Source organism: Neolewinella sp., from assembly GCF_965214665.1.
In the GTDB taxonomy this organism is placed as follows: Bacteria; Bacteroidota; Bacteroidia; order Chitinophagales; family Saprospiraceae; genus Neolewinella.
The window spans coordinates 4,321,046-4,343,288 of record NZ_OZ243970.1 but is presented as its reverse complement, the minus strand read 5'-3'; the positions used below and the strand labels follow the sequence as shown (position 1 = coordinate 4,343,288).

General features: G+C 57.4%; 20 protein-coding genes. 15 read left to right on the top strand and 5 right to left on the bottom strand.

Annotation, left to right across the window (positions count from 1 at the left end):
* The 7 genes from rpsM to ACOOHD_RS18540 all read left to right on the top strand — a co-directional run bounded on the left by rpsM (nucleotide 1) and on the right by ACOOHD_RS18540 (nucleotide 5,900).
* Nucleotides 1-378: a 30S ribosomal protein S13 gene (gene rpsM, locus ACOOHD_RS18570; RefSeq protein ID WP_420459376.1), complete on the top strand. Its 378-nt coding sequence runs from the start codon at nucleotides 1-3 to the stop codon at nucleotides 376-378.
* Nucleotides 378-779 (top strand): 30S ribosomal protein S11, encoded by a 402-nt coding sequence (rpsK, locus tag ACOOHD_RS18565; RefSeq protein WP_420459375.1) that lies wholly within the window; start codon nucleotides 378-380, stop codon nucleotides 777-779. Before rpsM ends, rpsK begins: the two co-directional genes overlap by 1 nt.
* A gap of 175 nt (nucleotides 780-954) precedes the next feature.
* Nucleotides 955-1,569, top strand: coding sequence for a 30S ribosomal protein S4 (rpsD, locus tag ACOOHD_RS18560; protein ID WP_420459374.1), 615 nt, complete (start codon nucleotides 955-957; stop codon nucleotides 1,567-1,569).
* 126 nt (nucleotides 1,570-1,695) lie between these two features.
* Nucleotides 1,696-2,697, top strand: coding sequence for a DNA-directed RNA polymerase subunit alpha (locus ACOOHD_RS18555; protein WP_420459373.1), 1,002 nt, complete (start codon nucleotides 1,696-1,698; stop codon nucleotides 2,695-2,697).
* Nucleotides 2,698-2,830: 133 nt separating this feature from the next.
* Nucleotides 2,831-3,454, top strand: a complete 624-nt coding sequence (gene rplQ / locus ACOOHD_RS18550) for a 50S ribosomal protein L17 (protein ID WP_420459372.1) — start codon at nucleotides 2,831-2,833, stop codon at nucleotides 3,452-3,454.
* 109 nt (nucleotides 3,455-3,563) lie between these two features.
* Nucleotides 3,564-4,586, top strand: a complete 1,023-nt coding sequence (locus ACOOHD_RS18545) for an LLM class flavin-dependent oxidoreductase (RefSeq protein WP_420459371.1) — start codon at nucleotides 3,564-3,566, stop codon at nucleotides 4,584-4,586.
* A 39-nt stretch (nucleotides 4,587-4,625) separates the two neighbouring features.
* A complete protein-coding gene (locus ACOOHD_RS18540; protein ID WP_420459370.1) occupies nucleotides 4,626-5,900 on the top strand; it encodes an amidohydrolase family protein in 1,275 nt (424 codons plus the stop codon).
* On the opposite strand, the gene ACOOHD_RS18535 is transcribed toward ACOOHD_RS18540, so the two are convergent.
* Nucleotides 5,897-7,039 (bottom strand): DUF819 domain-containing protein, encoded by a 1,143-nt coding sequence (locus ACOOHD_RS18535; protein ID WP_420459369.1) that lies wholly within the window; start codon nucleotides 7,037-7,039, stop codon nucleotides 5,897-5,899. The genes ACOOHD_RS18540 and ACOOHD_RS18535 overlap by 4 nt on opposite strands.
* 12 nt (nucleotides 7,040-7,051) lie before the next feature.
* Nucleotides 7,052-7,828: an NINE protein gene (locus tag ACOOHD_RS18530; RefSeq protein WP_420459368.1), complete on the bottom strand. Its 777-nt coding sequence runs from the start codon at nucleotides 7,826-7,828 to the stop codon at nucleotides 7,052-7,054.
* 280 nt (nucleotides 7,829-8,108) lie between these two features.
* Between ACOOHD_RS18530 and ACOOHD_RS18525 the strand changes: the two genes are divergently transcribed.
* Nucleotides 8,109-8,522 (top strand): acyl-CoA thioesterase, encoded by a 414-nt coding sequence (locus tag ACOOHD_RS18525; protein ID WP_420459367.1) that lies wholly within the window; start codon nucleotides 8,109-8,111, stop codon nucleotides 8,520-8,522.
* Nucleotides 8,512-9,501, top strand: a complete 990-nt coding sequence (locus ACOOHD_RS18520) for a YihY/virulence factor BrkB family protein (protein ID WP_420459366.1) — start codon at nucleotides 8,512-8,514, stop codon at nucleotides 9,499-9,501. Before ACOOHD_RS18525 ends, ACOOHD_RS18520 begins: the two co-directional genes overlap by 11 nt.
* Nucleotides 9,502-9,540: 39 nt before the next feature.
* Here ACOOHD_RS18520 and ACOOHD_RS18515 read toward each other — a convergent pair whose 3' ends face one another.
* Nucleotides 9,541-11,394 carry a T9SS type A sorting domain-containing protein gene (locus ACOOHD_RS18515; RefSeq protein WP_420459365.1) on the bottom strand — a complete coding sequence of 618 codons (1,854 nt, stop codon included), beginning with the start codon at nucleotides 11,392-11,394 and terminating at the stop codon, nucleotides 9,541-9,543.
* Between the two features lie 613 nt (nucleotides 11,395-12,007).
* On the opposite strand from ACOOHD_RS18515, the gene ACOOHD_RS18510 reads away from it, so the two are divergent.
* Together ACOOHD_RS18510 and ACOOHD_RS18505 are read left to right on the top strand one after the other, a co-directional pair.
* The gene (locus ACOOHD_RS18510) at nucleotides 12,008-12,613 is read left to right on the top strand and encodes a chemotaxis protein (RefSeq protein ID WP_420459364.1); all 606 of its coding nucleotides are present in this window, start codon (nucleotides 12,008-12,010) and stop codon (nucleotides 12,611-12,613) included.
* Between the two features lie 57 nt (nucleotides 12,614-12,670).
* Nucleotides 12,671-13,186, top strand: coding sequence for a DUF3124 domain-containing protein (locus ACOOHD_RS18505; protein ID WP_420459363.1), 516 nt, complete (start codon nucleotides 12,671-12,673; stop codon nucleotides 13,184-13,186).
* Between the two features lie 4 nt (nucleotides 13,187-13,190).
* On the opposite strand, the gene ACOOHD_RS18500 is transcribed toward ACOOHD_RS18505, so the two are convergent.
* Nucleotides 13,191-14,054 (bottom strand): YitT family protein, encoded by an 864-nt coding sequence (locus ACOOHD_RS18500; protein ID WP_420459362.1) that lies wholly within the window; start codon nucleotides 14,052-14,054, stop codon nucleotides 13,191-13,193.
* Between the two features lie 99 nt (nucleotides 14,055-14,153).
* Between ACOOHD_RS18500 and metH the strand changes: the two genes are divergently transcribed.
* The 4 genes from metH (at nucleotide 14,154) to ACOOHD_RS18480 (ending at nucleotide 20,687) form a co-directional block, all read left to right on the top strand.
* Nucleotides 14,154-17,837 carry a methionine synthase gene (gene metH, locus ACOOHD_RS18495; RefSeq protein WP_420459361.1) on the top strand — a complete coding sequence of 1,228 codons (3,684 nt, stop codon included), beginning with the start codon at nucleotides 14,154-14,156 and terminating at the stop codon, nucleotides 17,835-17,837.
* Nucleotides 17,838-17,924: 87 nt separating this feature from the next.
* Nucleotides 17,925-19,076 (top strand): T9SS type A sorting domain-containing protein, encoded by a 1,152-nt coding sequence (locus ACOOHD_RS18490; protein ID WP_420459360.1) that lies wholly within the window; start codon nucleotides 17,925-17,927, stop codon nucleotides 19,074-19,076.
* A 66-nt stretch (nucleotides 19,077-19,142) separates the two neighbouring features.
* Nucleotides 19,143-19,949 carry a sterol desaturase family protein gene (locus ACOOHD_RS18485; RefSeq protein ID WP_420459359.1) on the top strand — a complete coding sequence of 269 codons (807 nt, stop codon included), beginning with the start codon at nucleotides 19,143-19,145 and terminating at the stop codon, nucleotides 19,947-19,949.
* Nucleotides 19,950-20,102: 153 nt separating this feature from the next.
* Nucleotides 20,103-20,687 carry a hypothetical protein gene (locus ACOOHD_RS18480; protein ID WP_420459358.1) on the top strand — a complete coding sequence of 195 codons (585 nt, stop codon included), beginning with the start codon at nucleotides 20,103-20,105 and terminating at the stop codon, nucleotides 20,685-20,687.
* A gap of 15 nt (nucleotides 20,688-20,702) precedes the next feature.
* Here ACOOHD_RS18480 and ACOOHD_RS18475 read toward each other — a convergent pair whose 3' ends face one another.
* The gene (locus ACOOHD_RS18475; RefSeq protein ID WP_420458006.1) at nucleotides 20,703-21,923 is read right to left on the bottom strand and encodes an ISAzo13 family transposase; all 1,221 of its coding nucleotides are present in this window, start codon (nucleotides 21,921-21,923) and stop codon (nucleotides 20,703-20,705) included.
* Nucleotides 21,924-22,243: the final 320 nt, after the last annotated feature.

Below are 22,243 nucleotides of genomic sequence, written 5' to 3'. Positions count from 1 at the left end.
ATGGCACGAATTGCAGGAGTTGATCTGCCGCGGAACAAACGTGGCATTGTTAGTTTGACCTACGTCTTCGGCGTCGGCACCACCCGCGCTGGCGAGATCCTCGACCGCGCCGAGGTAGACCATAACACCAAGGTGCAGGACTGGACGGATGAAAACATCCGTACTATCTCTAATCTCATCACCAATGAGTATAAGGTAGAGGGTGATCTGCGCACCGAGGTGAGCACTAACATCAAGCGGTTGATGGACATCGGCTGTTACCGTGGCCTACGCCACCGCAAGGGTCTGCCCCTGCGTGGTCAGCGTACCCAGACTAATGCGCGTACCCGTAAGGGCAAGCGGAAGACCGTAGCGAACAAGAAAAAAGCGACTAAGTAATGGCAAAGCGTCAAGCACCCGGCGGCCGCGTAGTAAAAAAGCGCAAGGTCAAGGTAGACAGCGAAGGACTGGCCTATATCCAGGCTACCTTCAACAATATCATTATCTCGATCACCAACAAACAGGGTGACGTCATCAGCTGGGGCAGCGCCGGTAAGGAGAAATTCCGCGGCAGCAAGAAGTCTACCCCCTACGCCGCTCAGGTTGCCTCCGGTAATGCCGCCCGGGTAGCCTACGAAGCCGGTCTGCGCGTGGTAGAAGTCTACGTGAAGGGCCCCGGTAGCGGTCGCGAGGCGGCCATCCGCGCCATCGACGGTGCCGGTATCCGCGTAGCAAAGATCAAAGATGTGACGCCGATGCCCCACAACGGCTGTCGCCCGCCTAAGCGTCGTCGCGTTTAGAAACCTCTCCCCTACCCCCTGCTAAGTAGCTAGGGCCCCTACCCCAGCTACCGCATAGGAGAGGGGAAACAACTCATTGGGAGGAAATTCCGGACCTGTCCATAGTCGGCAGGACACTACCCTACCCCTCGTTCCGGAAGGGGTCATTCAGTAACTACTAAACCACCTTGTCACTATGGCTAGATATACTGGTCCTAAGGCGAAGAAAGCCCGCGCACTCGGCGAACCGATTTTCGGATACAGCCGCGCCTTCGAACGTAAGAAATACAAGCCCGGCCAACACGGAAACACCCGGGGCCGTCGCCGCCAACCCTCCGACTACAAGCTCCAGCTGACGGAGAAGCAAAAAGCCAAGTATACCTACGGCGTACTCGAGCGGCAGTTCCGCAATCTATTCGAGACCGCCGCTGCCTCGCGGGGCGTGACCGGTGAGGTGTTGCTGCAGTTTTTGGAGGCCCGGCTGGACAACATCGTGTTCCGTCTGGGACTGGCCCCTACCCGCCGCGCTGCCCGTCAGCTCGTCAGCCACCGCCACATCATGGTGAACGGCCGGCTCAATAATATTCCTTCCACGCAGGTTCGTCCCGGTGACGTAGTCTCGGTACGGGGTAAGTCGCAGGGACTGGAGGTCATTCGTGACACTATGGGGGGCCGCAGTGACGTACGCAACTACGGCTGGCTGTCCTTCAATTCCGAAAAAATGGAAGGCACCTTTCTTGCCTACCCCGAGCGGGAGAACATCCCGGAGAAGATCAACACCCAGTTGATCGTCGAGCTCTACTCGAAGTAATCTGAGCAGGGAGCAGCTTGCCCTGACCGGCTCCACAGTCGGTCAGGGCAAACTAATTTTATCGTCTAGGTGTTTTCGCCCGGGTCATTCACGGCCGTAACGCACTCAAAGTCAAGCAAATAACGTATGAGCAGTATCCTAAACTTCCAGAAGCCGGACAAGATCACGATGAGCAAGTCGGACGAGTTCCACGGCAATTTTGAATTCAAGCCCCTGGAACCCGGATTCGGACAGACCATCGGTAACTCCCTGCGCCGCGTGCTGCTGAGCAGCCTGGAGGGATTTGCCATCTCGGCCGTGCGTATCGCCGGGGTAGACCACGAGTTCGGTACCATCCGCGGCGTGGTGGAAGATGTTGTTGAAATCATCCTCAACCTGAAGCAGGTCCGTCTGAAGCAGCAGATCGAAAATGCCGACATGGAGGAGGAGAAGATCTACCTCACCATCAGTGGCAAGGAGAAATTTACCGCCAAGGACATCGGCGACCACACCAATGTCTTCAAGGTCATGAACCCCGACCTGTTGCTCTGCACCATGGAGCCCTTCGTCAATCTGGAGGTAGAGCTTACGGTTACTAAGGGGTACGGGTACATCCCCGCGGATGAGAACCTGCCCAAAAACGCCCCCATCGGCGTGATCCCGGTAGATGCCATTTACACCCCGATCAAGAACGTTGCCTACCGCGTAGAGTCTACTCGTGTGGGTCAGCGCACCGACTACGAGAACTTGATCCTGGAGGTCAAAACCGACGGTACCATCCACCCCGAAGATGCCGTACGCGAAGCCGCCCGTATCCTGATCCAGCACCTGATGCTGATCACCGACGAGCCCATCGAGTTCCAGAGCAGTGGTGCCCGCGAGGAGACCATTGTCGACGAGCACATCCTGCACATGCGCAAGCTGCTCAAAACGAGTTTGGAAGACCTCGATCTCTCGGTACGTGCCTACAACTGCCTCAAGGCCGCCAAGATCAATAGCCTCGGCGAACTGGTCCGCTACGACACCCACGAACTCCTTAAGTTCCGCAACTTCGGTAAGAAATCACTGGTGGAGATCGAGGAGCTCCTGGTAGAAAAGGGCCTGACCTTCGGCATGGACCTCAGCAAGTATAAGCTCGACGAAGAGTAGTCGGATTTTATTCGGGTCACTGACCACAGTGTAGTTTATCCACATAAACCAGCGGTACTAACCCCTTCTTCCCCGCAGTTGCCCGAACTGCCCATGAGTGGAAGGTGCGTGGTGCCGGCCAAATTCTCCTGACATGCGTCACGGTAAGAAGATTAATCACTTAAGTCGTACCAGCGCCCACCGCAAGGCCCTGCTGCGCAACCTCACCATTGCCCTGATCACGCACAAGCGGATCAACACCACTCTAGCCAAGGCCAAGGCCCTGCGCAAGTACGCCGAGCCCCTCATCACCAAGTCCAAGACCAACGATACGCATAACCGCCGCGTAGTCTTTAGCTACCTGCAGAACAAGGAGGCCGTGACGGAGCTCTTTAGCACGGTGGCCGATAAGGTAGCCGACCGCCCGGGGGGGTATTTGCGTGTCATCAAGACCGGCTTCCGACTAGGAGATGGTGCCGAGACCGCAATGATCGAGTTGGTTGACTTCAACGAGGTCTACGACAAGAACGCTGCCAAATCTACCAGCAAGACCCGTCGTAGCCGCCGCCGTCGGGGCAGTAAGGGAAGTGGTAGCAGCAGTGCCGCCACCGCTCTGGAAACCACTACCGCAACGACGACAGAGGTCACCGAGGAGACCCTCTCCGATAAGCCCGCCGCAGCCCCTATCGCCGCCGCAGCCGCACCGATCGCTGAAAACCCCACCGCGCCCAAAATGCCCGATGTAGCCGATGCTACCACAGCTGGTGAAGAGGAATAAGCCTCCGTACCTTAAGTAGCATAAAAGCCCGGAACTGCATAAGTTCCGGGCTTTTTCATTCTAGCAACTTCACCGGCAATCAAGTGTTGCTACATTAAATACACCTACTATGGAAATTGGTATCGACGACTTCGGCGCTAGTGTACTTGATCCGCAGACGGATGAGGTGCTGCATGCTCAGCGCTCGATGGCCGAGCTGCTGGAACGTATCGAGCAGGCCGACCGTAGCGGGCTCCACCTCTTCGGTATGGGGGAGCACCACCGCAAGGAGTTCTTCGATTCCTCACCGGTCACGATCCTAGCCGCAGCCGCGAGTCGTACCGAGCAGATTAAGCTCAGCAGTGCCGTCACCGTACTGAGCGCCGCCGATCCAGTGCGCGTCTTTCAAAGCTATGCTACCCTAGACCTAATCTCCAACGGGCGGGCCGAAATGGTCGTGGGTCGCGGCTCCTTCGTCGATGCCTTTCCGCTCTTCGGACTGGACCTACGCAACTACGACGAGCTCTTTACCGAAAAGTTGGGGCTGCTACTGCAAATCCGCAATAACGAGCGGGTGACCTGGTCCGGTAAGTTCCGTGCTGCGCTGGATGATCAGCCGATCTACCCCCGTCCGACGGGTAAGCTACCCATCTGGGTCGGCGTCGGCGGCACCCCGGCCTCCTTCGCTCGTGCTGGCACCCTGGGTCTGCCGCTGATGGTAGCCGTCATCGGTGGCGAGACCCACCGCTTCCGCCCCCTGGTCGATATGTACTGGGCCGCCGCCGAGCGAGCCGGTCACGACCTGGATACCTTGGAGGTAGGTCTCCACTCCCTCGGCTATGTAGCGGAAACTACCGAGCAGGCAGCCAATGAGTTCTTCCCCGGATACGCCCGTCAGATGACGCGCATCGGGAAGGAACGCGGTTGGGCCCCAATCACGCAGGGTCACTTCGATGCCCAGCGTGGTAAGCTCGGTGCCCTCGTGGTGGGCGGTCCAGAGGAGGTAGCTGAGAAGATGTTGCGGCACAGTAAGGCATTGGGGGGGGTGACGCGCTTTAGTCTACAGATGGGCGTAGCGGATCTGACGCACGCGCAGCAGATGGAGGCAATCAAGCTTATTGGCGAGCGGGTAATACCATTAGTGAATGCATAGGTCGAGGCGTTGCACGCCGCGTCATTGTACCTTGCTGTCATGCCAATCGACCTACGCTTTATAGGCGTTCTCTTATTCTTCTCTCCTATCGCAAGTGGTGCCCAGACGTCCTGCACCTTATTTGTCCCCCAGTACACCTTCGACGGTACCGAGCTCCACGAGAACCAGTCGGTACTCGTCTTAAACGATACGATCGCCGCAGTCGGTGACTCCACTGCTATGCAGGTACCCGCGGGCTGTACGGTTCGTGAGTATCCTGACGGCACCCTCCTACCCGGCATGATCGAGGGCCACGCCCACCTGCTGCTTCACCCCTACAACGAGACGCCCTGGGACGAGCAGGTCCTCCGCGAGTCACACGCCGAACGGGCCATTCGCGGTGCCCTCCACGCCGAGCGTACGCTGCGGGCCGGCTTCACCACCGTGCGCGATCTCGGCTCGGAGGGGGCGGGGTATACCGACGTAGGACTCAAACAGGCCATCGCGAAGGGAGTCATCACCGGTCCCCGCTTGCTGGTGGCGGGTAAGGCCATCGTAGCCACGGGTAGCTACGGACCGGCTGGCTTCAACGAGCAGGTGACCGTACCCCTCGGGGCCGAGGAGGCTGACGGCGTCGATGAGCTCACCCGCGTCGTCCGTGACCAGATCGGCCACGGGGCCGATGTCATTAAGGTCTACGCCGACTACCGCTGGGGCCCCAACGGTACCGCCCAACCCACCTTCACCCAGCGCGAGCTCGAATTGATGGTAGAGCTGGCTACGAGTAGCGGCCGCCCCGTAGTCGCTCACGCCGCCACCGCCGAGGGAATGCGCCGCGCTACCCTGGCCGGTGTCTCCACCATCGAGCACGGTGACGGCGGCACCCCGGAAGTATTTGCCCTGATGGCCGAACGCGGCGTAGCCCTCTGCCCCACCCTGGCCGCCGGCGATGCTATCCTACAGTACCGGGGCTGGAACAAGGGGGTGGATCCAGAGCCGGAGCGCATCACGCAGAAGCGCTCATCTTTCGCGGAGGCGCTTAATGCCGGGGTCACTATCGTGGCCGGTGGCGACGTAGGTGTTTTTCCCCACGGCGATAACGTGCGCGAGCTGGAGATGATGGTCGACTACGGTATGCGCCCGCTGGATGTGTTACGCGCCGTAACCTCCGGCAACGCTGCCATCTTCGGGCTGGCGGGCCGCCTGGGGCGCATCGCTCCGGGACTACTTGCTGATCTGGTCGTAGTACGGGGAAATCCCCTTGAGAACATCGGTGCCCTACGTAAGGTAGAGGCGGTCATGCTGGGCGGCAAGTCGGTCGGACTGAACGATTAGCTCACCAACCCGGCTACCGCGAAGCCCAGGTAGGTGCCCAATCCATTACCTAACGCCCCGACTAGAATACCCGGCAGGTACAGGTCCATCCGGTCTAGACTTTTGGCAAGGGCAAGGGCGGAGGAAGAACCGCCAATATTAGCTTGAGAGGCTACGGCAGCCACGTCCATGTCCAGCTTAGCTACGTACGCTACCCCAAAAACGATCGTTCCGTGCACCAGCACCGTGACCGTCACCAGCGCCAGCAACCGCCAGGCCAGGTCACCGATTTGCCCCAGCGCTGCCAGCTCACAGAAGGCCCCAATCACCGCCAGGAACAGGTACACACAGAACAGTCCGATCACCTGCCCTCCGGCCAACTGATGAAAGTGGGGCAGTTGAGCAAGCAGCAGTGCGATGGTCGTGAGAATAAGTATGGAGGGTACTGCATAGCCGATACCGGCTAGCCAAACCGTCAGCGTATCGGAGGCCGCCAGGGCCAGAAAGCCTACACTCAATAAAACACCTAGGGAAAGAACACTAATACCCTCGGTTTCCCGCTCCACATTCTCGGTTGCCTTCCCCACGTCCCCCTGCATCCCGCGGCCCCGGCGAAACAGAAGCGGAATGGCCAGGGTAGCGATCATCCACAGGGCCGTAATGATATTATCCACCGCCGTCATGCCCGCGTACAGCACCCCCTCCCGCATCACGTCGTAGTGAATGGCAATGGCATTGTAGTTAACGCTACCCCCCGTGTACGTACCGGTAAACATGCCGCTGATGGCCGGATAAAGTGTCCCGAAGTGCGTATGCCCGTCGACCAGTTGCATCCCTATCAGCACCCCAGCGGCCGTAGCTAAACTACCTAATACGAACAGCCCCAGCATCGGTGCCCCCGCCCGTTTGATACTGGCTAGGTTGACGTCGAGCAGCAGGTAGAATATAGACAGCGGCGCCAGGTAGCGGAACACCCCGACGTACACTTCTGAACCCTGGGAAGCCGAGGGAATCACGCCCAGGTTAGCCAGTACGGCTACTACAATAATGACCAATAATGCCGTACCCAGATGACGCAGCGGTGTACGGCGCACGAGGTATTCGGAGGCTACCACGCTCAGACAGAGCACGGCCAGTACGAAAAGGGGGTGAGTGAACACCCGGGAAGATAGTTACAACCGCAGAATTTTAGCCTTCTCCCGCTTAAACGACTCCTCCGTCAGGATGCCATCATCCTTCAGCTTCGCCAGCCGCTCGATGCGCGTGATGAGGTCGTCGGAGAGCTCCAATGTATCGGCCGGCTCGCTGGGAGCGGGCTCCCCGGTGGCGGTAGTGGGCGGCGTCCGGTAGCCATTCGACTTAAAGGCGTAGTACTCCGGGGTAGAGCGCAGGTAGGCCAGGTGGTCATTATTCTCGATGGCGTCGAAGTCGTAAAAACCATTCTCCAGAGCAAGGGTCAGGTGGCGCATGGCCGCGGCGGTGTCCTCATGGATGCTGTGCAGGGCGGCGAGTTTGTAGTGCACCTCGCCCTGGCGGGGGTCCACATTGAGCGAGCGGCGGTAATCCTGCATGGCCCCCTCAAAGTCATAGTCTTCATACTTCTGATCGCCACTGATGCGGAAGGGATCCAGCTTAGGTCCGGTCGGGCGCGGTACGTGGTTTGCGGGCGGGGCCCCGATAGCTATCGGGGGTGCGGTATAATTCGCGGTCTGCCTTTGCTGCTCATTGAGGCTGGCGTAGTACTCGGCCGGATTGTACTTCCGGTTAAAGTCTTCCTCGCTCTGGGTCAGGAAGATGATCCCGTCGATCATGGAGATGATGGTGGGAATGAACGTCCAGATAAAGAGCAGGTAGAGCAGGCCCCTGCCGGTCTGTCCGAGGTAAAAGCGGTGTACGCCGAGCCCCCCGAAGAAGAGGGCGAAGATGCCGGCCGTCGTTTTGTTTTTCATGTTGCGGATGAAGGAGTGTGTATAATACTAAAGATAGGGCGTTTGGGTTGGGGGTATTCGACGGGTGGGGTGGTTTGATCGTTGGAAGTGGGTTGTTGGGTTGTTGGGTTGTTGGGTTGTTGCGGTGGGGGGATGCTCGCTTCGCTCGTGTGCGGTGCAGCGCAGCCAGAGGCTGCATTGTACTACCGCTGCCGTAGGCAGCATTGTACTTTGCGCCTGCCCCGCCTTCAACGACCGCAACGCAACAACCCAACAACTCAACAACTAACCCACCCCACCCTTGCTAACCTCCACCACCACCCACCGCGTCCGTTACGGAGAAACCGACCAGATGGGCTACCTCTACTACGGCCGCTACGCCCTGCTGTACGAGATCGGCCGCGCCGAGATGCTACGCGACCTGGGACTGAACTACGCCGACATGGAGGGAGAGGAGGGCGTGATGATGCCGGTGATGAGCCTGAACCAGCGCTTCGTGCGGCCGGCGCGCTACGACGAACTGCTGACGATCACGACCACCTTGCGCCATATGCCGGACCGCACGATCACCTTTCACCTGGAGATTCACAACGAAAGGGGTAAATTGGTGAACGGTGGGTCGGTCAAGCTCTGTTTCGTGACGGTGAAGACCGGGCAGACGGTGCACGCGCCGGAGTACCTGCTGGAGGTCTTACGTCCCTACTTTGAAGCTTAAGTTCGACATCGACGCCTTTACCCGTTACTTCACCGAGCACCCCTGGGTGATCGGGCTGACGAAGTACGCCCGCGAGAACAGCTTCATCGGCTTCAAGGGCGTGCCGATCTACGACGTGGTGGTCTTCGTGATCAATGAGGCCACGCGCGACGACCTCTTTACACGGGCCAATAGTGTAGCGTTCAGCTTTTTCCTGTCGCTCTTCCCCTCGATTCTGACGCTCTTTACTCTTACACCCTTCGTGCTGGACCTGTTGTCCATCTGGTTTCCGGAGCTGGAGAATTTTAACATGACGCTCTACGAGGAGATCAAGCGGGTGATGCCGGGGCAGGCCGGAGATATCCTCTTCGGCTTCGTGCAGGACGTGACCAACTCGCCCAAGGTGGGCCTACTGAGTTTCGGCTTCCTGCTGGCGATCTACTTTTCCACTAATGGCATGATCGCCCTCATGCAGGCCTTCGAGAAGAGCTACGTGGAGGTCTTTCGGCAGCGGGGTTTCCTGCGCAAGCGGATGGTGGCCGCGGGGCTCACTTTTCTTATTGGACTCTTCATCGTGGCCAGCGTGATCTTGGTCATCCTAGGCGATACTTTTATCGGATGGATGGATGCCTTCATGGGGCTAGGAGCATTCTCGATCTTTTTGATCAACCTAATTCGCTGGGTGACCATGCTCTCGCTCTACTACATCATCATCGGTAGCCTGTACCGCTACGGGGCGGCTACCATCGAGCGCTTCAGCTACGTCTCGCCGGGGGTGACGCTGGCCACCATCCTCAGCCTAGCGACTTCCGTTGCCTTCAGTTTTTATATCGATGGCTTCAATCGCTACGATACGTACACGAAGTTTTATGGCTCTATCGCCACCATCATTATCGTGATGCTGTGGCTCCAGCTTAATGCATTAATCCTGATCATCGGCTTCGAGCTGAATGCTGCAATTGCCGTGCACCGGGATCTGACGGTGGTGGAGGAGGAATAGGGCGGGACAGCAGGTGGAGAAGTAGCCGACGGACGAGGGTTACTGCTTTACGAACCGCTGTACGATCTGCTGTTTGTCCTGTAGGATACGTAGGTAATATACTCCGGCGGGCAGTATGCTTACATCTAGCTCCTGGCGCAACCAGCCAGCGGGAGCACTAAGGACTATATTTCTTACTTGCCGCCCGCGGGCGTCGGTAATACTGAGATTTGCCGGGCCTTCTACCTCGCTCTGCCACTGTAGGCTCAGGTGGCTACTAGTGGGATTGGGGAATAAGCTCAGTGCAGTTGGTCTTCGACCGATGAGAAGTTGATTATCGAACGCCTCCGCAAGGGCCGCTTCCGAAGCGCAGTTTGAAGCGGGGTCTCCCAGCATGTCACCGGTCACCTCACTGGCTGTGAGGGTAAGAAATAGCTTATCCAGAACGGCTCCATCCTCCCGAAAAGCGATGTCAAGGGTATTTACCCCCTCCTGTAGGGTAAACGCAACGGGAGTTTGCTGCCAGGAATACGTATCCATGAATTCAAACCCGCGCGCCCACTCGTACCAGGGGCCACCGTTGGTTCTTATCCAGTACGAATCGCTAAGGTTATCCGGCGTTTTTACCCGTGCAAAGAGATTATAACTCCCCGAATCTGCGGCTGCTATGTTGAAGCGCAGGAAGTTGGCCAGTTCATCCGCCGGCGGGGCGTCCGTCGCGTTGGTTCCCCGCACCACTACGGCCGCGCCATTGCTTGCGGCAGGGTCGGCTTCCGTGCTCCATTTGTCTCCCACTGCGGCACATTCTCCCTCCAACCAGAAAGTGTTGCGATCGGTAACCTCCGGGGCCGGGGTGAAGGGACACGCCTCGGCACGACCACCCAAAAAACTCGGCTCGATACTGTACTTAGTGACCAGGATTTTGTCAATCTGAATACCGGGGTCTAAGAAGGTAATATCGATGGTGTTCCGGCCCGGAGTAAGTGTGCGGCCGATCCCATAGCCAGCCCAGGCTAATCCTTTGCCCCTAATCCTGGCGGGCTGAAGGCGATTCCACTGCCCCTCGTTGAAGCGTACCCAGAAGGCATCACGATCATCATCAGGTAGGTTAGCACGTATCCAAAAGGAGAAATTGCCCGTCTCGACGTCCGGGTCATCAATCACGAACCGGATTAGGTTGCTGGGTAGATCCACCGGTGGCTCAAACCGGGTACTACTCCGTGTACTGGTCAGTACAATACCGTTGGAGGCGGCGGAGTCGCGTTCTGGCATCCATGTGCTACCTACGATGGCACATTCTGCTTCGAGCCAGAAGACGCCCTTGTCTACCGGAGGCGGGGTGATCTGCGGGCACTCCTGCGTCACAACACCCACTCCCATCGGATGCAAGTCGGGATCGTCGGTAAGGAGAATTTTATCGAGTCGAGTACTATTTTCCCGGTACGTAAAATCTATCGTATTAGTGCCGCTACGCAGTTCCGTTACGACAAGCTCCACCCATTTAAAACCCTCTCCGATCCGGAACCCGCTTCGGAGTTCCTGCCAGGCTCCGCCATTGATGCGTAGCCAGTAAGAATCGTTAAATCGTGAGGGCGCATCCACCCGGGCCAGTAAACGGTAAGGTCGATCGAGAGGAGGATCGGTCACCGTGAAGCGGATCAGATTCTCGGGGGTAGCGGCCGGGGGCGAGGCTAGCGAGACGAACTGCGTTTCCACGTATGCGCCGCCTGCCGCCTCGTCACTCAACACCTTGGTCCACCGATTACCAGCAGTAGCACACTCGGCTTCTAACCAGTAAGCAGTACTGTTTTGGCCCGGCGGGGCAACGGATGATGCCTGGGCCGTTGAACCGAACAGCAGTAGAAGGAAGGACCATACTGTAGCGTACGTATCCCAGGTATTGATGGACCCCATAATAGAACAATTGTGCGTTGAACAGAAAGTTGCGTCTAAAATAATGACATACAATTCAAATACCAAATAAATATCTATTTTTTAGCTTAACTGCAATATTTTGTTTCACTTTTGAGGTGATGGCGATTTTCTGTTTGACAATTTTATGACCCATGAAAATAGCAATACTATTGACTTGCATAGTTTAACTTTCTATCTTAGCAAGACACCAAAACACAGCAAATATGACTCGCCAAAATCCCCTCTCCCTACTTATGGTTTTACTTGGGCTATTCGCGCTGAGTGTTGTCGGTCGGGCACAAACGACTGACGAAGGCGTCGACACCGTAGCGCTCAGCCCCGATGAGTTAGAAGTTCAACGAATCGAAGGGTTGATCAAATTTGGTCCGCACTACAAGAATCCCCGGGCGGCCGGGCGGATGAAGACGCTCTACCGGACCGCTCCCGTCGTAACTAACCGGCCGAGTAGATCCCGACTCACCGGGCCAGCCTACAAGAATCAACGACGACTGATCACCCAGGCGGATACGGTAGCGACTAGGCCGACTAGGCCCAGACTCACCGGGCCGCGGTACAAGAACCGGGGGGCAAAAACCTCTAAAGATCGGCAGCTATGACCTTATTCACTAAGGTCAAATGGGTGCTCGGCATCATGGTAGTGTTCTTGCTGATCCTGATGACCAACCTTGTTGATCGGCAAAACTTCGCAGTTGTCAAAGACTCCATCGAGACGATCTACGCCGACCGGCTGGTCGCTCAGGACATCATCTTCAATCTTTACCAGTCGGTGCTAGAAAAGGAGGTACTTTACGCTAAGGCAACTGCCCTACCACCGAAGAACAGGCTAGGTACGATCGATGCCCAGGTCACACAGTCTTTGGAACTATTCGCCACGACTAAGCTAACCGAGCGGGAAGAAGTCATCTTCAACCAGCTAAAGCAGGCGGTGGCGGACTTGCGCCGCCTGGAAACCACCGCCGCGGCGCAGCAATCAACGGCCGCAGCGATCCCCGATCAGCTTACCGCGGTCAAGGAACAACTCAAGGCGCTATCGGCTATCCAACTCAGCGAAGGAAAGCAGCAACTCTTCAAGAGTCAAAAGGCCATTGGCTCGGCGGAGCTTTTCACCCAACTAGAGATAGGTGCCCTGATCGTGCTTGCCCTTGCCATTCAGCTCATCTTGCTGTATACCCCACGGGTAGCGGAGCAGGAAGTCTAAAGGGTCGATCAGCGTGTGCTCCGCCACCGCTGAGCAGCGAAGTGATACCTTACCCCCATGAGCCGCGCCACCTCCCTCCTCGTTTTATCCCTACTGCTTGTCACCGCCTGCGAGCCCGGCGAACAGTCCGTCAGCTCCGTAGATCCCAACGACTGGGCGGCCCGCCGCGCCACGCTCCCCGCCGATAGTGTACTCACACCGGGGGCAACCTACCTATCGAGTTACTCCCAGATCTACACCGAAACCGAGCACCGGCTCTTCGACCTGACCGGCACGATCAGTATCCGCAACATCAACCTGCGTGACACGGTATACATTCGACGGGCAGCGTATTACGATACCCAGGGGCAGTTGGTACGTGACTACTTCACGGAGCCGATCTACCTGGCGCCCATGGAGACCGTATCTATCATCATCGACATGCGCGACCGGACCGGCGGCACGGGAGATAACTTTTACTTCGAATGGAGCACGCCAGGGGAGGTTCACGAGCCGCTGTTCGAGGGGGTGTACATTTCTACCTACGGCCAGCAGGGCATCTCCTTTAGTACACGGGGGGTACGGGTGGAGTAATAGTCTAGACTACGCGCTTACGGACCATGCCGCCCCGTACATCATTGATACTGGTCATGGTAATGAAGGCATCGGAGTCGATCTCCTGTATGGCCAGGGTAAGCTTGCGAATTTCCAGTCGGGTGATGACGGTGTAAAGAATATCGCGCTCCCGGGCGGCATCGTCAACTCCGTATCCCCCTACCCCCTTAAAAATGGTTACCCCCGCCCCCATCTCCTCAATCAGCATCGTGCGAACGTCGCCCGGGTGATCGGTAATAATTGTCACGCCCGTGTATTCTTCGACCCCGTCGATGATAAAGTCCAGCGCCTTGGAAGCCACGATATAAGTGAGCAGCGAATAAAGAGCCTGCTCCAGCGAGAGGAGCATGGCCGCGGCGCCGAAAATGACCAGGTTGATCAGGATGACCCAGTCGCTGACCTTCGTGCCCAGCTTACGACTCAGAAAAATGGCCAGGATTTCCGTGCCGTCGAGCACGCTGCCCCCCCGCATCGACAGCCCGATACCGGTACCCAAAAAGAAGCCCCCAAAGATGGCTACCAGTACGCGATCCTCCGTCAGGGATGGAAATTCGACGAGCCAGACGGCGAGGGCCAGCAGTAGAATGGCCCCAATGGTTTTTAACGCGAATACCCGCCCGATCACCAGCCGCGCTAGGAACAAGAAGGGGATGTTGACCACCAGCAGGAGCAGCGCCAGCGGCCAGCCCAGCGCCTCGGCGAGAAGTAGACAGATACCGGTCACCCCACCATCGATGAAATGAGCAGGAAGCAAAAAGCCCTTCAGGCCGAGGGCGGCCAGGGCTACGCCGGTTAAGATGAAGAAAAAATCCTTGAAGTAGGAGCGGTAGGGAGGCGAGTGCGGCATAGTCAGCTATTCAAATTGAACTACAAATGAAACTGCCTCTTTACTCACCTACCCCACCGGCTAAATTTGAACCCGAATAACGGTACCTTCGCACTCCCCATGAACCGTCCCCCGTTAGCAACCCTCTTCGCCCAACGCATCCTCGTCCTCGACGGCGCCATGGGCAGCCTCATCCAGGGCTACGGACTCACCGAGGCCGACTACCGCCACGGCCACTTCACCGACCACCCCAGTGACCTGAAGGGCAACCACGACCTACTGGTACTCACCCGCCCGGACGTGATCGAGGAGATCCACCGCGCCTACCTCGAAGCCGGCGCGGACATCATCGAGACCAATACCTTCAGCGGCACGGTCATTGCCCAGGAGGACTATGGCACCCAGGGCATCGTCTACGAGCTTAATAAAGCCGCCGCCCAGGTAGCCCGCCGCGCCGCCGACGCCTATTCCACCGCCGAAAAGCCCCGCTACGTAGCCGGTGCCATCGGCCCCACGAACCGCACGCTGAGCATCTCGCCCGACGTTAACGACCCCGGCTACCGGGCCATCACCTTCGAAGAGCTAGCCGCGGCCTACAAGACCCAGATCGAGGGACTTACCGACGGTGGGGCCGACTGCATCCTCGTCGAGACTATCTTCGACACCCTCAACGCCAAGGCGGCCATCTTTGCCCTGCAGGAGGTGCGCGATGAGCGCGGTATCGAGCTGCCGGTGATCATTTCCGGCACCATCACGGATGCCAGCGGCCGTACGCTTTCCGGGCAAACCGTCGAGGCCTTCTACATCTCCGTGGCCCACGCCAAGCCGCTCTGCATCGGGCTGAACTGCGCCCTGGGAGCAAAAGAGATGCGTACCCACCTGGCCTCGCTCGCCAAGATTGCCGAGTGCTACGTCCACGCCTACCCCAATGCCGGTCTGCCCAATGAAATGGGCGAGTACGACCAGGGGGCCGAGGAGATGCAGGCCTACATCCGGGACTTCGCGGAAAGTGGGCTGGTGAATATGATCGGGGGCTGCTGTGGGACTACCCCCGCGCACATCCGGGCCATGGCGCAGACGACGCTGCACCTGCGGCCCCGCCCCCTGCCCGCACACGCCTCCAATACCCGCCTGAGCGGACTGGAACCGCTGGAGATCCGCGAAGAGACCAACTTCGTCAACGTGGGCGAACGCACCAACGTGACCGGCTCGCGCAAATTCGCCCGCCTGATCAAACTCGGCGACTACCCCACTGCCCTCGACGTAGCCCGCGAGCAGGTCGAGGGGGGCGCTCAGGTTATCGACGTGAATATGGACGAGGGCCTACTCGACTCCAAACAGGCCATGACGACCTTCCTGAACCTGGTCATGGCCGAGCCCGATATTGCCAAGCTGCCTGTGATGATCGACAGCTCAAAATGGGAGGTGATCGAGGCCGGACTGCGCTGCGTGCAGGGCAAGTGCGTGGTGAACTCCATCAGTATGAAGGAGGGCGAGGGGGAATTTCTGCGGCAGGCCCGGCTGGTGAAGCGGTACGGTGCTTCGGCGGTCGTGATGGCCTTTGACGAGCGGGGGCAGGCCGATACCATCGACCGCAAAGTCGACATCTGCCTGCGCGCCTATAAACTGCTCACCGAGCGGGCGGGCTTCGACCCCCAGGACATCATCTTCGACCCCAATATCTTCGCCGTAGCCACCGGCATCGAGGAGCACAACAACTACGGGGTGGACTTCATTGAGGCCACGCGGCGGATTAAGCAGCTCTGCCCGGGGGTGAAGGTGAGCGGCGGGGTGTCGAACGTGAGTTTTTCCTTCCGCGGTAACGATGTGGTGCGCGAGGCGATGCACTCAGCCTTTCTTTATCACGCCATCCGCGCCGGGATGGACATGGGCATCGTGAATGCCGGACTGATTGAGGTCTACGCCGATATCCCCCAGGACCTGCTGGAGCGGGTCGAGGACGTAATCCTCAACCGCCGTGACGATGCCACCGACCGCCTCATGGAGTTCGCCGAGGGGCTCAGGGACGTCGGCGGCCGCACCGTAGCCCGTGACCTGGGCTGGCGCGAGAGTACCGTCGAGGAGCGACTGCGCCACAGTCTGGTGCGCGGCATCACCGAGTACATTATTGAGGATACCGAGGAGGCCCGCCAGAAATACCCCCGCCCCCTCCACGTCATTGAGGGCCCGTTGATGGACGGCATGAATGTGGTGGGCGACCTCTTCGGGGCGGGTAAGATGTTCCTGCCGCAGGTAGTGAAGAGTGCGCGGGTGATGAAGCAGGCGGTGGCGTATTTGCAGCCTTATATTGAGTTAGAAAAAGAAAGCCTGGGCGCGGACGCAGGTGCACCCGACGCTGGGAAGGGCAAAGTCTTGCTCGCCACCGTAAAGGGCGACGTACACGACATCGGTAAGAACATCGTCGGCGTAGTGCTGGCCTGCAACAACTACCAGATTCACGATCTGGGTGTGATGGTGCCGGCGAACAAAATTCTGGACGAGGCCGAGCGGCTGGGCGTGGACGTGATCGGGCTTTCCGGTCTCATCACCCCCTCGCTCGACGAGATGGTCAACGTAGCCGCCGAGATGGAACGCCGGGGGCTGAAGACGCCGCTACTGATCGGCGGGGCTACGACCAGTAAGACGCATACGGCCATTAAGATCGAGCCGGCCTACTCGGGTCCTACGGTGCACGTGCTGGATGCTAGCCGGGCCGTGGCCGTGGTCAGCGAGCTACTAAACTCCGAGGAGGCGGTGCGCGAGGAGTACCGGCGGGGCATCACGGAAGAGTACGAACGGGTGCGGGTACACCGCGCCGGGCAGCAGTCGAATAAGAAGATGCTACCGATTGCGGAGGCGCGAAAAAATGGCCTGCAGCTGGACTGGAAGAACTATACCCCGCCGGTGCCCACCTTCCTCGGCACGAAGGTATTGGACGACTACCCCCTGGAGGAACTGGTTGACTTCATCGACTGGACGCCCTTCTTCAGCAGCTGGGGGCTGGCCGGGAAGTACCCCGACATCCTAACTGATGAGGTAGTGGGTGAGCAGGCCACGCAGCTGTACGAAGAGGCCCGCACCATGCTCGACAAGCTGGTGCAAGAAAAGTGGCTCACGGCGCGGGGCGTGGTGGGCTTCTACCCGGCCGTTGCGGAAGTGGAGACCGATACGGTAGTGGTGGATCATGAAGGAAATGAGTGCCGCCTCTACCAGCTTCGTCAGCAGAGCAGGAAGGCGAAGGGGCGGCCCAATCAGTCCCTGACCGACTTCATTGCCCCCCGGGAAAGCGGCAAGCAGGACTACATCGGTGCCTTCGCCGTCACGGCGGGTATCGGGATCGAGGAGCATGTGAAGCGGTTCGAGGCGGCCCACGACGACTACTCGGCCATCATGCTTAAGGCGCTGGCCGATCGGCTGGCGGAGGCTTTTGCGGAAGTGTTGCACCTGCGTACCCGGCGGGAATTTTGGGGCTACGAGCCGGAAGAACAGCTGGATACCGATGCGTTGATCGGAGAGAAGTACCGCGGCATCCGCCCCGCCCCGGGCTACCCGGCCTGCCCCGAGCACACCGAGAAGGCAAAACTGTGGGAACTGCTGGACGCTGAGGCCGCTACGGGTATTACGCTCACGGAAAGCTACGCGATGTATCCTACCTCCAGCGTGAGCGGATGGTACTATAGTCATCCCGTGGCGAGCTACTTTACGGTGCGTGGCATTCAGCCCGATCAGGAGCGGGATTATGCCAAGAAAAAGGGGTGGGATCCAGTCACGGCCGACCGCTGGCTGGCACCAATCCGGGGCTAAGACTTTAAGCCCACGTTAAATCCGGCGGACGTGCGGCGTAACCGCCCAAAAGCGCCTACCTTAGGGGCACCCTACGAAAACCGGTCTATGCTGCGTATTGCTACCCTTCTGGCCTTGCTGCTTACTGCGCTTCCGGCCATCGCCCAGATCACCATCACGGAGGCCTACTTCCCCGCAGCCGGCGATACGCTACGTTACGGCGTATCGGATAGTGCCACGACCATTGATTTGCTCAATTCTGGAGCGGACCGACAGTGGGACTTTGGTACCCAAACCGCCGTCGATACGCAACTACAGATTATTCGGTCCTACGACGATAACCCAGCGTTCTCAAACGCCGATGTAGTCATGGCTATCGATAGTGCCAACGTTGGGTACTACGCCATCACCGATACGACGTATGAGCTAGTGGGCATACGGGGTATGCTGACCGACGTGCTGCCGGGGTTTGAGTACAATGCCCCCGTGACACCCGGGCGGGCGCAGCGGCGTGCACCGCTTGCGTATCAGGATCGTTACGTATCCACTACGGTGAATACCATTGCCGTAGACGTCGACAGCCTACCGGATGAAGCTGTCGACGCACTCGATGAGTTCGGTCCCCTACTGGATGGAATAGACTCCATCCGTATCGTATCCACCAGTGCACGCACCGATGTGGTCGATGCCTACGGTACGCTTATCATCAACGGACAGTCGTACGAGGTGCTCCGCGAGCGCCGCAACGAAACCAATAGCGCGGAGGTACTGGTCAAAACGGGAGGAATAGAGCTGCCCGTAACGGGTGTCATACTAGAACAGCGACCGGATTTAGGAGATTTTCTCGGCGAGCAGGACCCTATCATCACCTATTACTACTGGACCAATACAGAAAAGGAAGCCGTGGCTATTGTCACCGTCGACGAGTTTGACGCGCCCACAAGCCTGCTCTTCATCCAGGGTGACGTAACTAACTCCGTACGTGGCCCCCAGTTGACGCAGGCCCAGGTTAGGGTGTACCCCAATCCCGCCCGCGACCTGACGACCTTCGAGGCGGCCGGTCTGGAATCCGGCGGCTACACCCTACGGGTGGTCAATATGCTAGGTCGTGAGGTGATCCGGCAGCAGCTCACATCGGTCGACGGCCGGGTGCGTACGGAGGTGAACGTGAGTCAGTTGCCCCGTGGTCCCTACATCTACAGCATGACCAACGAGCGGGGGCGGATCCTTACGACGCGTCGGCTGCTGGTGAATCGGTAGGTACCGGGGGGCCTTGTGTCCGCCAAATTACCCCACCGGACGGCAGCGGCTGCGTACCTTAGGGATATGGAAGCGATCATCCACTACTTTGAAACCATCCCGAGCAGTCACCGTACGCTCATTCTGGTGGGTGGTCTTACTATCTTTTGGGTGCTAGAGAGTGCCGTTCCGCTGGTGACGGGTGAGTACAAGAAGTGGCGCCACGCCGGCATCAACTTCTTTTTTACCTTCACGACTATCGTAGTTAATTTCTTGCTGGCCTTTATCCTGGTCAAGGGGAGTGACTGGGCGGTGGCTAATGATTTCGGCATCCTACAATGGCTCGATCTACCGCTCTGGGCTATGGCAATTGTCGGTCTGCTTCTAATGGATTTTTTCGGTGCTTACCTCGCCCATTGGACTGAGCACCGGGTACCCCTCCTCTGGCGCTTCCACCTCGTGCATCACACCGATCAGAACGTGGATACCACTACCGCTAATCGCCACCATCCGGGGGAGAGCGTGATCCGCTTCGTATTCACCACCGCTGCTGTCGTGCTGCTGGGGGCGCCGATCTGGCTGGTTTTTCTCTACCAAAGCATGAGTGTGATCCTGAGTCAGTTTAATCATGCCAACATCACCGTGCCCCGGGGTATTGACCGTGCGCTGCGTACCGTCTTCGTTACGCCTGATATGCACCGGGTACACCACCATTACCAGTTGCCCTATACGGATACGAACTTTGGGAACATCTTCAGCGTGTGGGATCGGTTCTTTGGTACCTACTCCGAGCTAGATAATCGGGAGCTTGTCTACGGGGTAGATACGCATATGGAGGAGGAGCATCATTGGAGTATTCGGACTATGCTGGGTATTCCGTTTCGGAGGAGGTAGTGGGTAGCTTTGTAGTGTTGTTAAACGACAACAATTGAGCTTACGCAGAGACTAAATATCATAAATAGGGGACGAATCGTCAAAATATGTGCTCAAAAATTGCGCCATAACTATAATTCCTTTAAATTGCGACCAAACCTAATACCCATCTCTATGAAACAATTGGCAATTAACTCATTTCGAAAGCAATTTTCATTGCTCCTTTTTCTAAGTTCGACGGTCTTCATGGTTAGTTGTGAAAGTGAGGAGAGTGATTTTTCTCCTACTGACGATGAGCTAGTAATTGCACAGTCTCTGCTAGAATCGCTCGATGCCATGGGGCTAGCCTCCAATTGGAACCGTACATATAATCCCTACGAGGTTTTTGACGGAGAAAGTGGAGAGCCAAATATGAATTACATTAATTCTTATGTGGATACAACCAACTGGACTTCAGCGGATCAATTCCTACAACTACATGCCGAATATTTTCAAGCTCTATACGATCTACAAACGGAAGTGACATACGTAGGGGACGCTGAGAAAATGAAGCTGCTATTCTCCGAGGCTGCAGTCAAAACTCCTAAATCGCAGCAAAATAAAAAATACTACATCAGTTGTGCTGGACAATGCCTTGATAATCGAGAAAAATGTCGTGCCCATGCAGCTACAGAAATAAGTCTTCTATTATCTGGCTGCGCTATTGGTGGAGCTGCTATAGCATCACTTGAATTCTGCGTCGCGTCACTAAGGGGTTGATGAAAAATAAACTATTCACTTGCTATTCGGAGAAATGGTATAGTTCCACTCCCCATGAAAGTCATCCCGCGTCAGGTTCAGGGCGGCCATTTCGGCATCCGACACCTTTACTCCTTTTGCGTATTCCCGCTCGTCCAAAGCGGACATGATTTTGAGGCCTTGCCGGGTGGTGGTGTGGGCGATGAGTTGGACGATGGTCTGTAGGGTAATCAGGGGTTTACCCCGCCAGTTTTGCGAAATGAAGCAAAACATCTTGTGCTCAATCTTATTCCACTTGCTCGTCCCCGGCGGAAGGTGAGACACCCCGATGGACATCCCTAGTTCATTGGCCAGCCCCTGTAGTTCTACCTTCCACAGCCGGCTGCGACTACTGTTGCTACCCCCGCCGTCGGCGGTGATGAGTAAGTGGGGCATGCCTTGGTAGAGCTGCCGGCCCATTTTATACCACCACTCCCGGATGCTATTGACCGCGAAGGTGGCCGTATCGCTGCTCACTCCCACACTGACCCAACCTTGGTTAACCCGCACGTCGTACACTCCGTAGGGGGCAGCTTTGCCGAGTTCCTGATCGGCGAAGTCATGTACGTTAACGCGGGGAGCCTCCCCCTGGGCGTGGTATTCCCTACCCCCATTTTTGTAGTTTCCTACCAGTTCTTTTTTCTTGGTGTCCACCGAAATGGTCGCCCCACCCGAGGCGAGCTGTGCGCTAACGCGCTCGTTGATGAATCGGAACTGCGCATCGCGGTCACCGTGCTCTTTGCCCTCCTTTTCCTTCACATTGAGCTGTAGGGAGTAGCCCTGCTTGCGTAGCATACTACCTACCGTGCCGGGATGGATGGAGTACCCCAGCTCACCGAGCTGAGTCGCAATCCGGTAGGTGCTCTTCGAAGTCCAGCGCAGGGGACCCATGGGATCGCCCTTCGTGTGGGGTTGAATCAGCCCCTCAAGCTGGGCGGCCAGATCGGGATACTGCTCGGTTTTCAATTTGCGACCGCCCCCCTTAGCCCGCATCCGGTGCAAACCTAGGGTAGGGGCCAATTGCTGGGACTCGACCTTACCCTTACTGATGGTGAGTCGGCTCATCCCCGTGGCCAGGTGCAACAGCGTCACCCCACCGTGGCCATAAGCCAGGGCCTCGACTCCCGCCCATACCCGCCGACTACGTTCATCTAGTTGGGGGGCAATCAACCGCCATTTTTCACGCATCCCTTCAATAGCCGCTGGGGTAATTTTCATCCGGTAAAACTAAGACCATTCCCCGTGAATAACTTATTTTTCATTGCCCCCTAAATCCCTATCTTTGCGCAGGTAGCTATTTTATCAGTTTTGGATGGTGCACATTTTGGGTCGTTGACGAATACTACGAGGATACAGATAGTTGTAACTTAACCTACAACGTTTGTGCCGAGCAGTGCAACAATTAATTCGTCAAAAAATCCAGTTACTATGAGACAGTTAACAGTCAACAGAATATTTGCAGTTGTAGGTGTGTTTTTTATGCCTATCGGATACACACTTGACAAACTCGGATTAGTTGATATTCCGATAATGTGGTG

Coding starts and splice junctions, on each gene's coding strand:
- rpsM (WP_420459376.1), top strand. CDS start 1: ATGGCACGAATTGCAGGAGTTGATCTGCCGCGGAACAAACGTGGCATT.
- rpsK (WP_420459375.1), top strand. CDS start 378: ATGGCAAAGCGTCAAGCACCCGGCGGCCGCGTAGTAAAAAAGCGCAAG.
- rpsD (WP_420459374.1), top strand. CDS start 955: ATGGCTAGATATACTGGTCCTAAGGCGAAGAAAGCCCGCGCACTCGGC.
- ACOOHD_RS18555 (WP_420459373.1), top strand. CDS start 1,696: ATGAGCAGTATCCTAAACTTCCAGAAGCCGGACAAGATCACGATGAGC.
- rplQ (WP_420459372.1), top strand. CDS start 2,831: ATGCGTCACGGTAAGAAGATTAATCACTTAAGTCGTACCAGCGCCCAC.
- ACOOHD_RS18545 (WP_420459371.1), top strand. CDS start 3,564: ATGGAAATTGGTATCGACGACTTCGGCGCTAGTGTACTTGATCCGCAG.
- ACOOHD_RS18540 (WP_420459370.1), top strand. CDS start 4,626: ATGCCAATCGACCTACGCTTTATAGGCGTTCTCTTATTCTTCTCTCCT.
- ACOOHD_RS18530 (WP_420459368.1), bottom strand. CDS start 7,828: ATGAAAAACAAAACGACGGCCGGCATCTTCGCCCTCTTCTTCGGGGGG.
- ACOOHD_RS18515 (WP_420459365.1), bottom strand. CDS start 11,394: ATGGGGTCCATCAATACCTGGGATACGTACGCTACAGTATGGTCCTTC.
- ACOOHD_RS18510 (WP_420459364.1), top strand. CDS start 12,008: ATGACCTTATTCACTAAGGTCAAATGGGTGCTCGGCATCATGGTAGTG.
- ACOOHD_RS18505 (WP_420459363.1), top strand. CDS start 12,671: ATGAGCCGCGCCACCTCCCTCCTCGTTTTATCCCTACTGCTTGTCACC.
- ACOOHD_RS18500 (WP_420459362.1), bottom strand. CDS start 14,054: ATGCCGCACTCGCCTCCCTACCGCTCCTACTTCAAGGATTTTTTCTTC.
- metH (WP_420459361.1), top strand. CDS start 14,154: ATGAACCGTCCCCCGTTAGCAACCCTCTTCGCCCAACGCATCCTCGTC.
- ACOOHD_RS18490 (WP_420459360.1), top strand. CDS start 17,925: ATGCTGCGTATTGCTACCCTTCTGGCCTTGCTGCTTACTGCGCTTCCG.
- ACOOHD_RS18485 (WP_420459359.1), top strand. CDS start 19,143: ATGGAAGCGATCATCCACTACTTTGAAACCATCCCGAGCAGTCACCGT.
- ACOOHD_RS18480 (WP_420459358.1), top strand. CDS start 20,103: ATGAAACAATTGGCAATTAACTCATTTCGAAAGCAATTTTCATTGCTC.
- ACOOHD_RS18475 (WP_420458006.1), bottom strand. CDS start 21,923: ATGAAAATTACCCCAGCGGCTATTGAAGGGATGCGTGAAAAATGGCGG.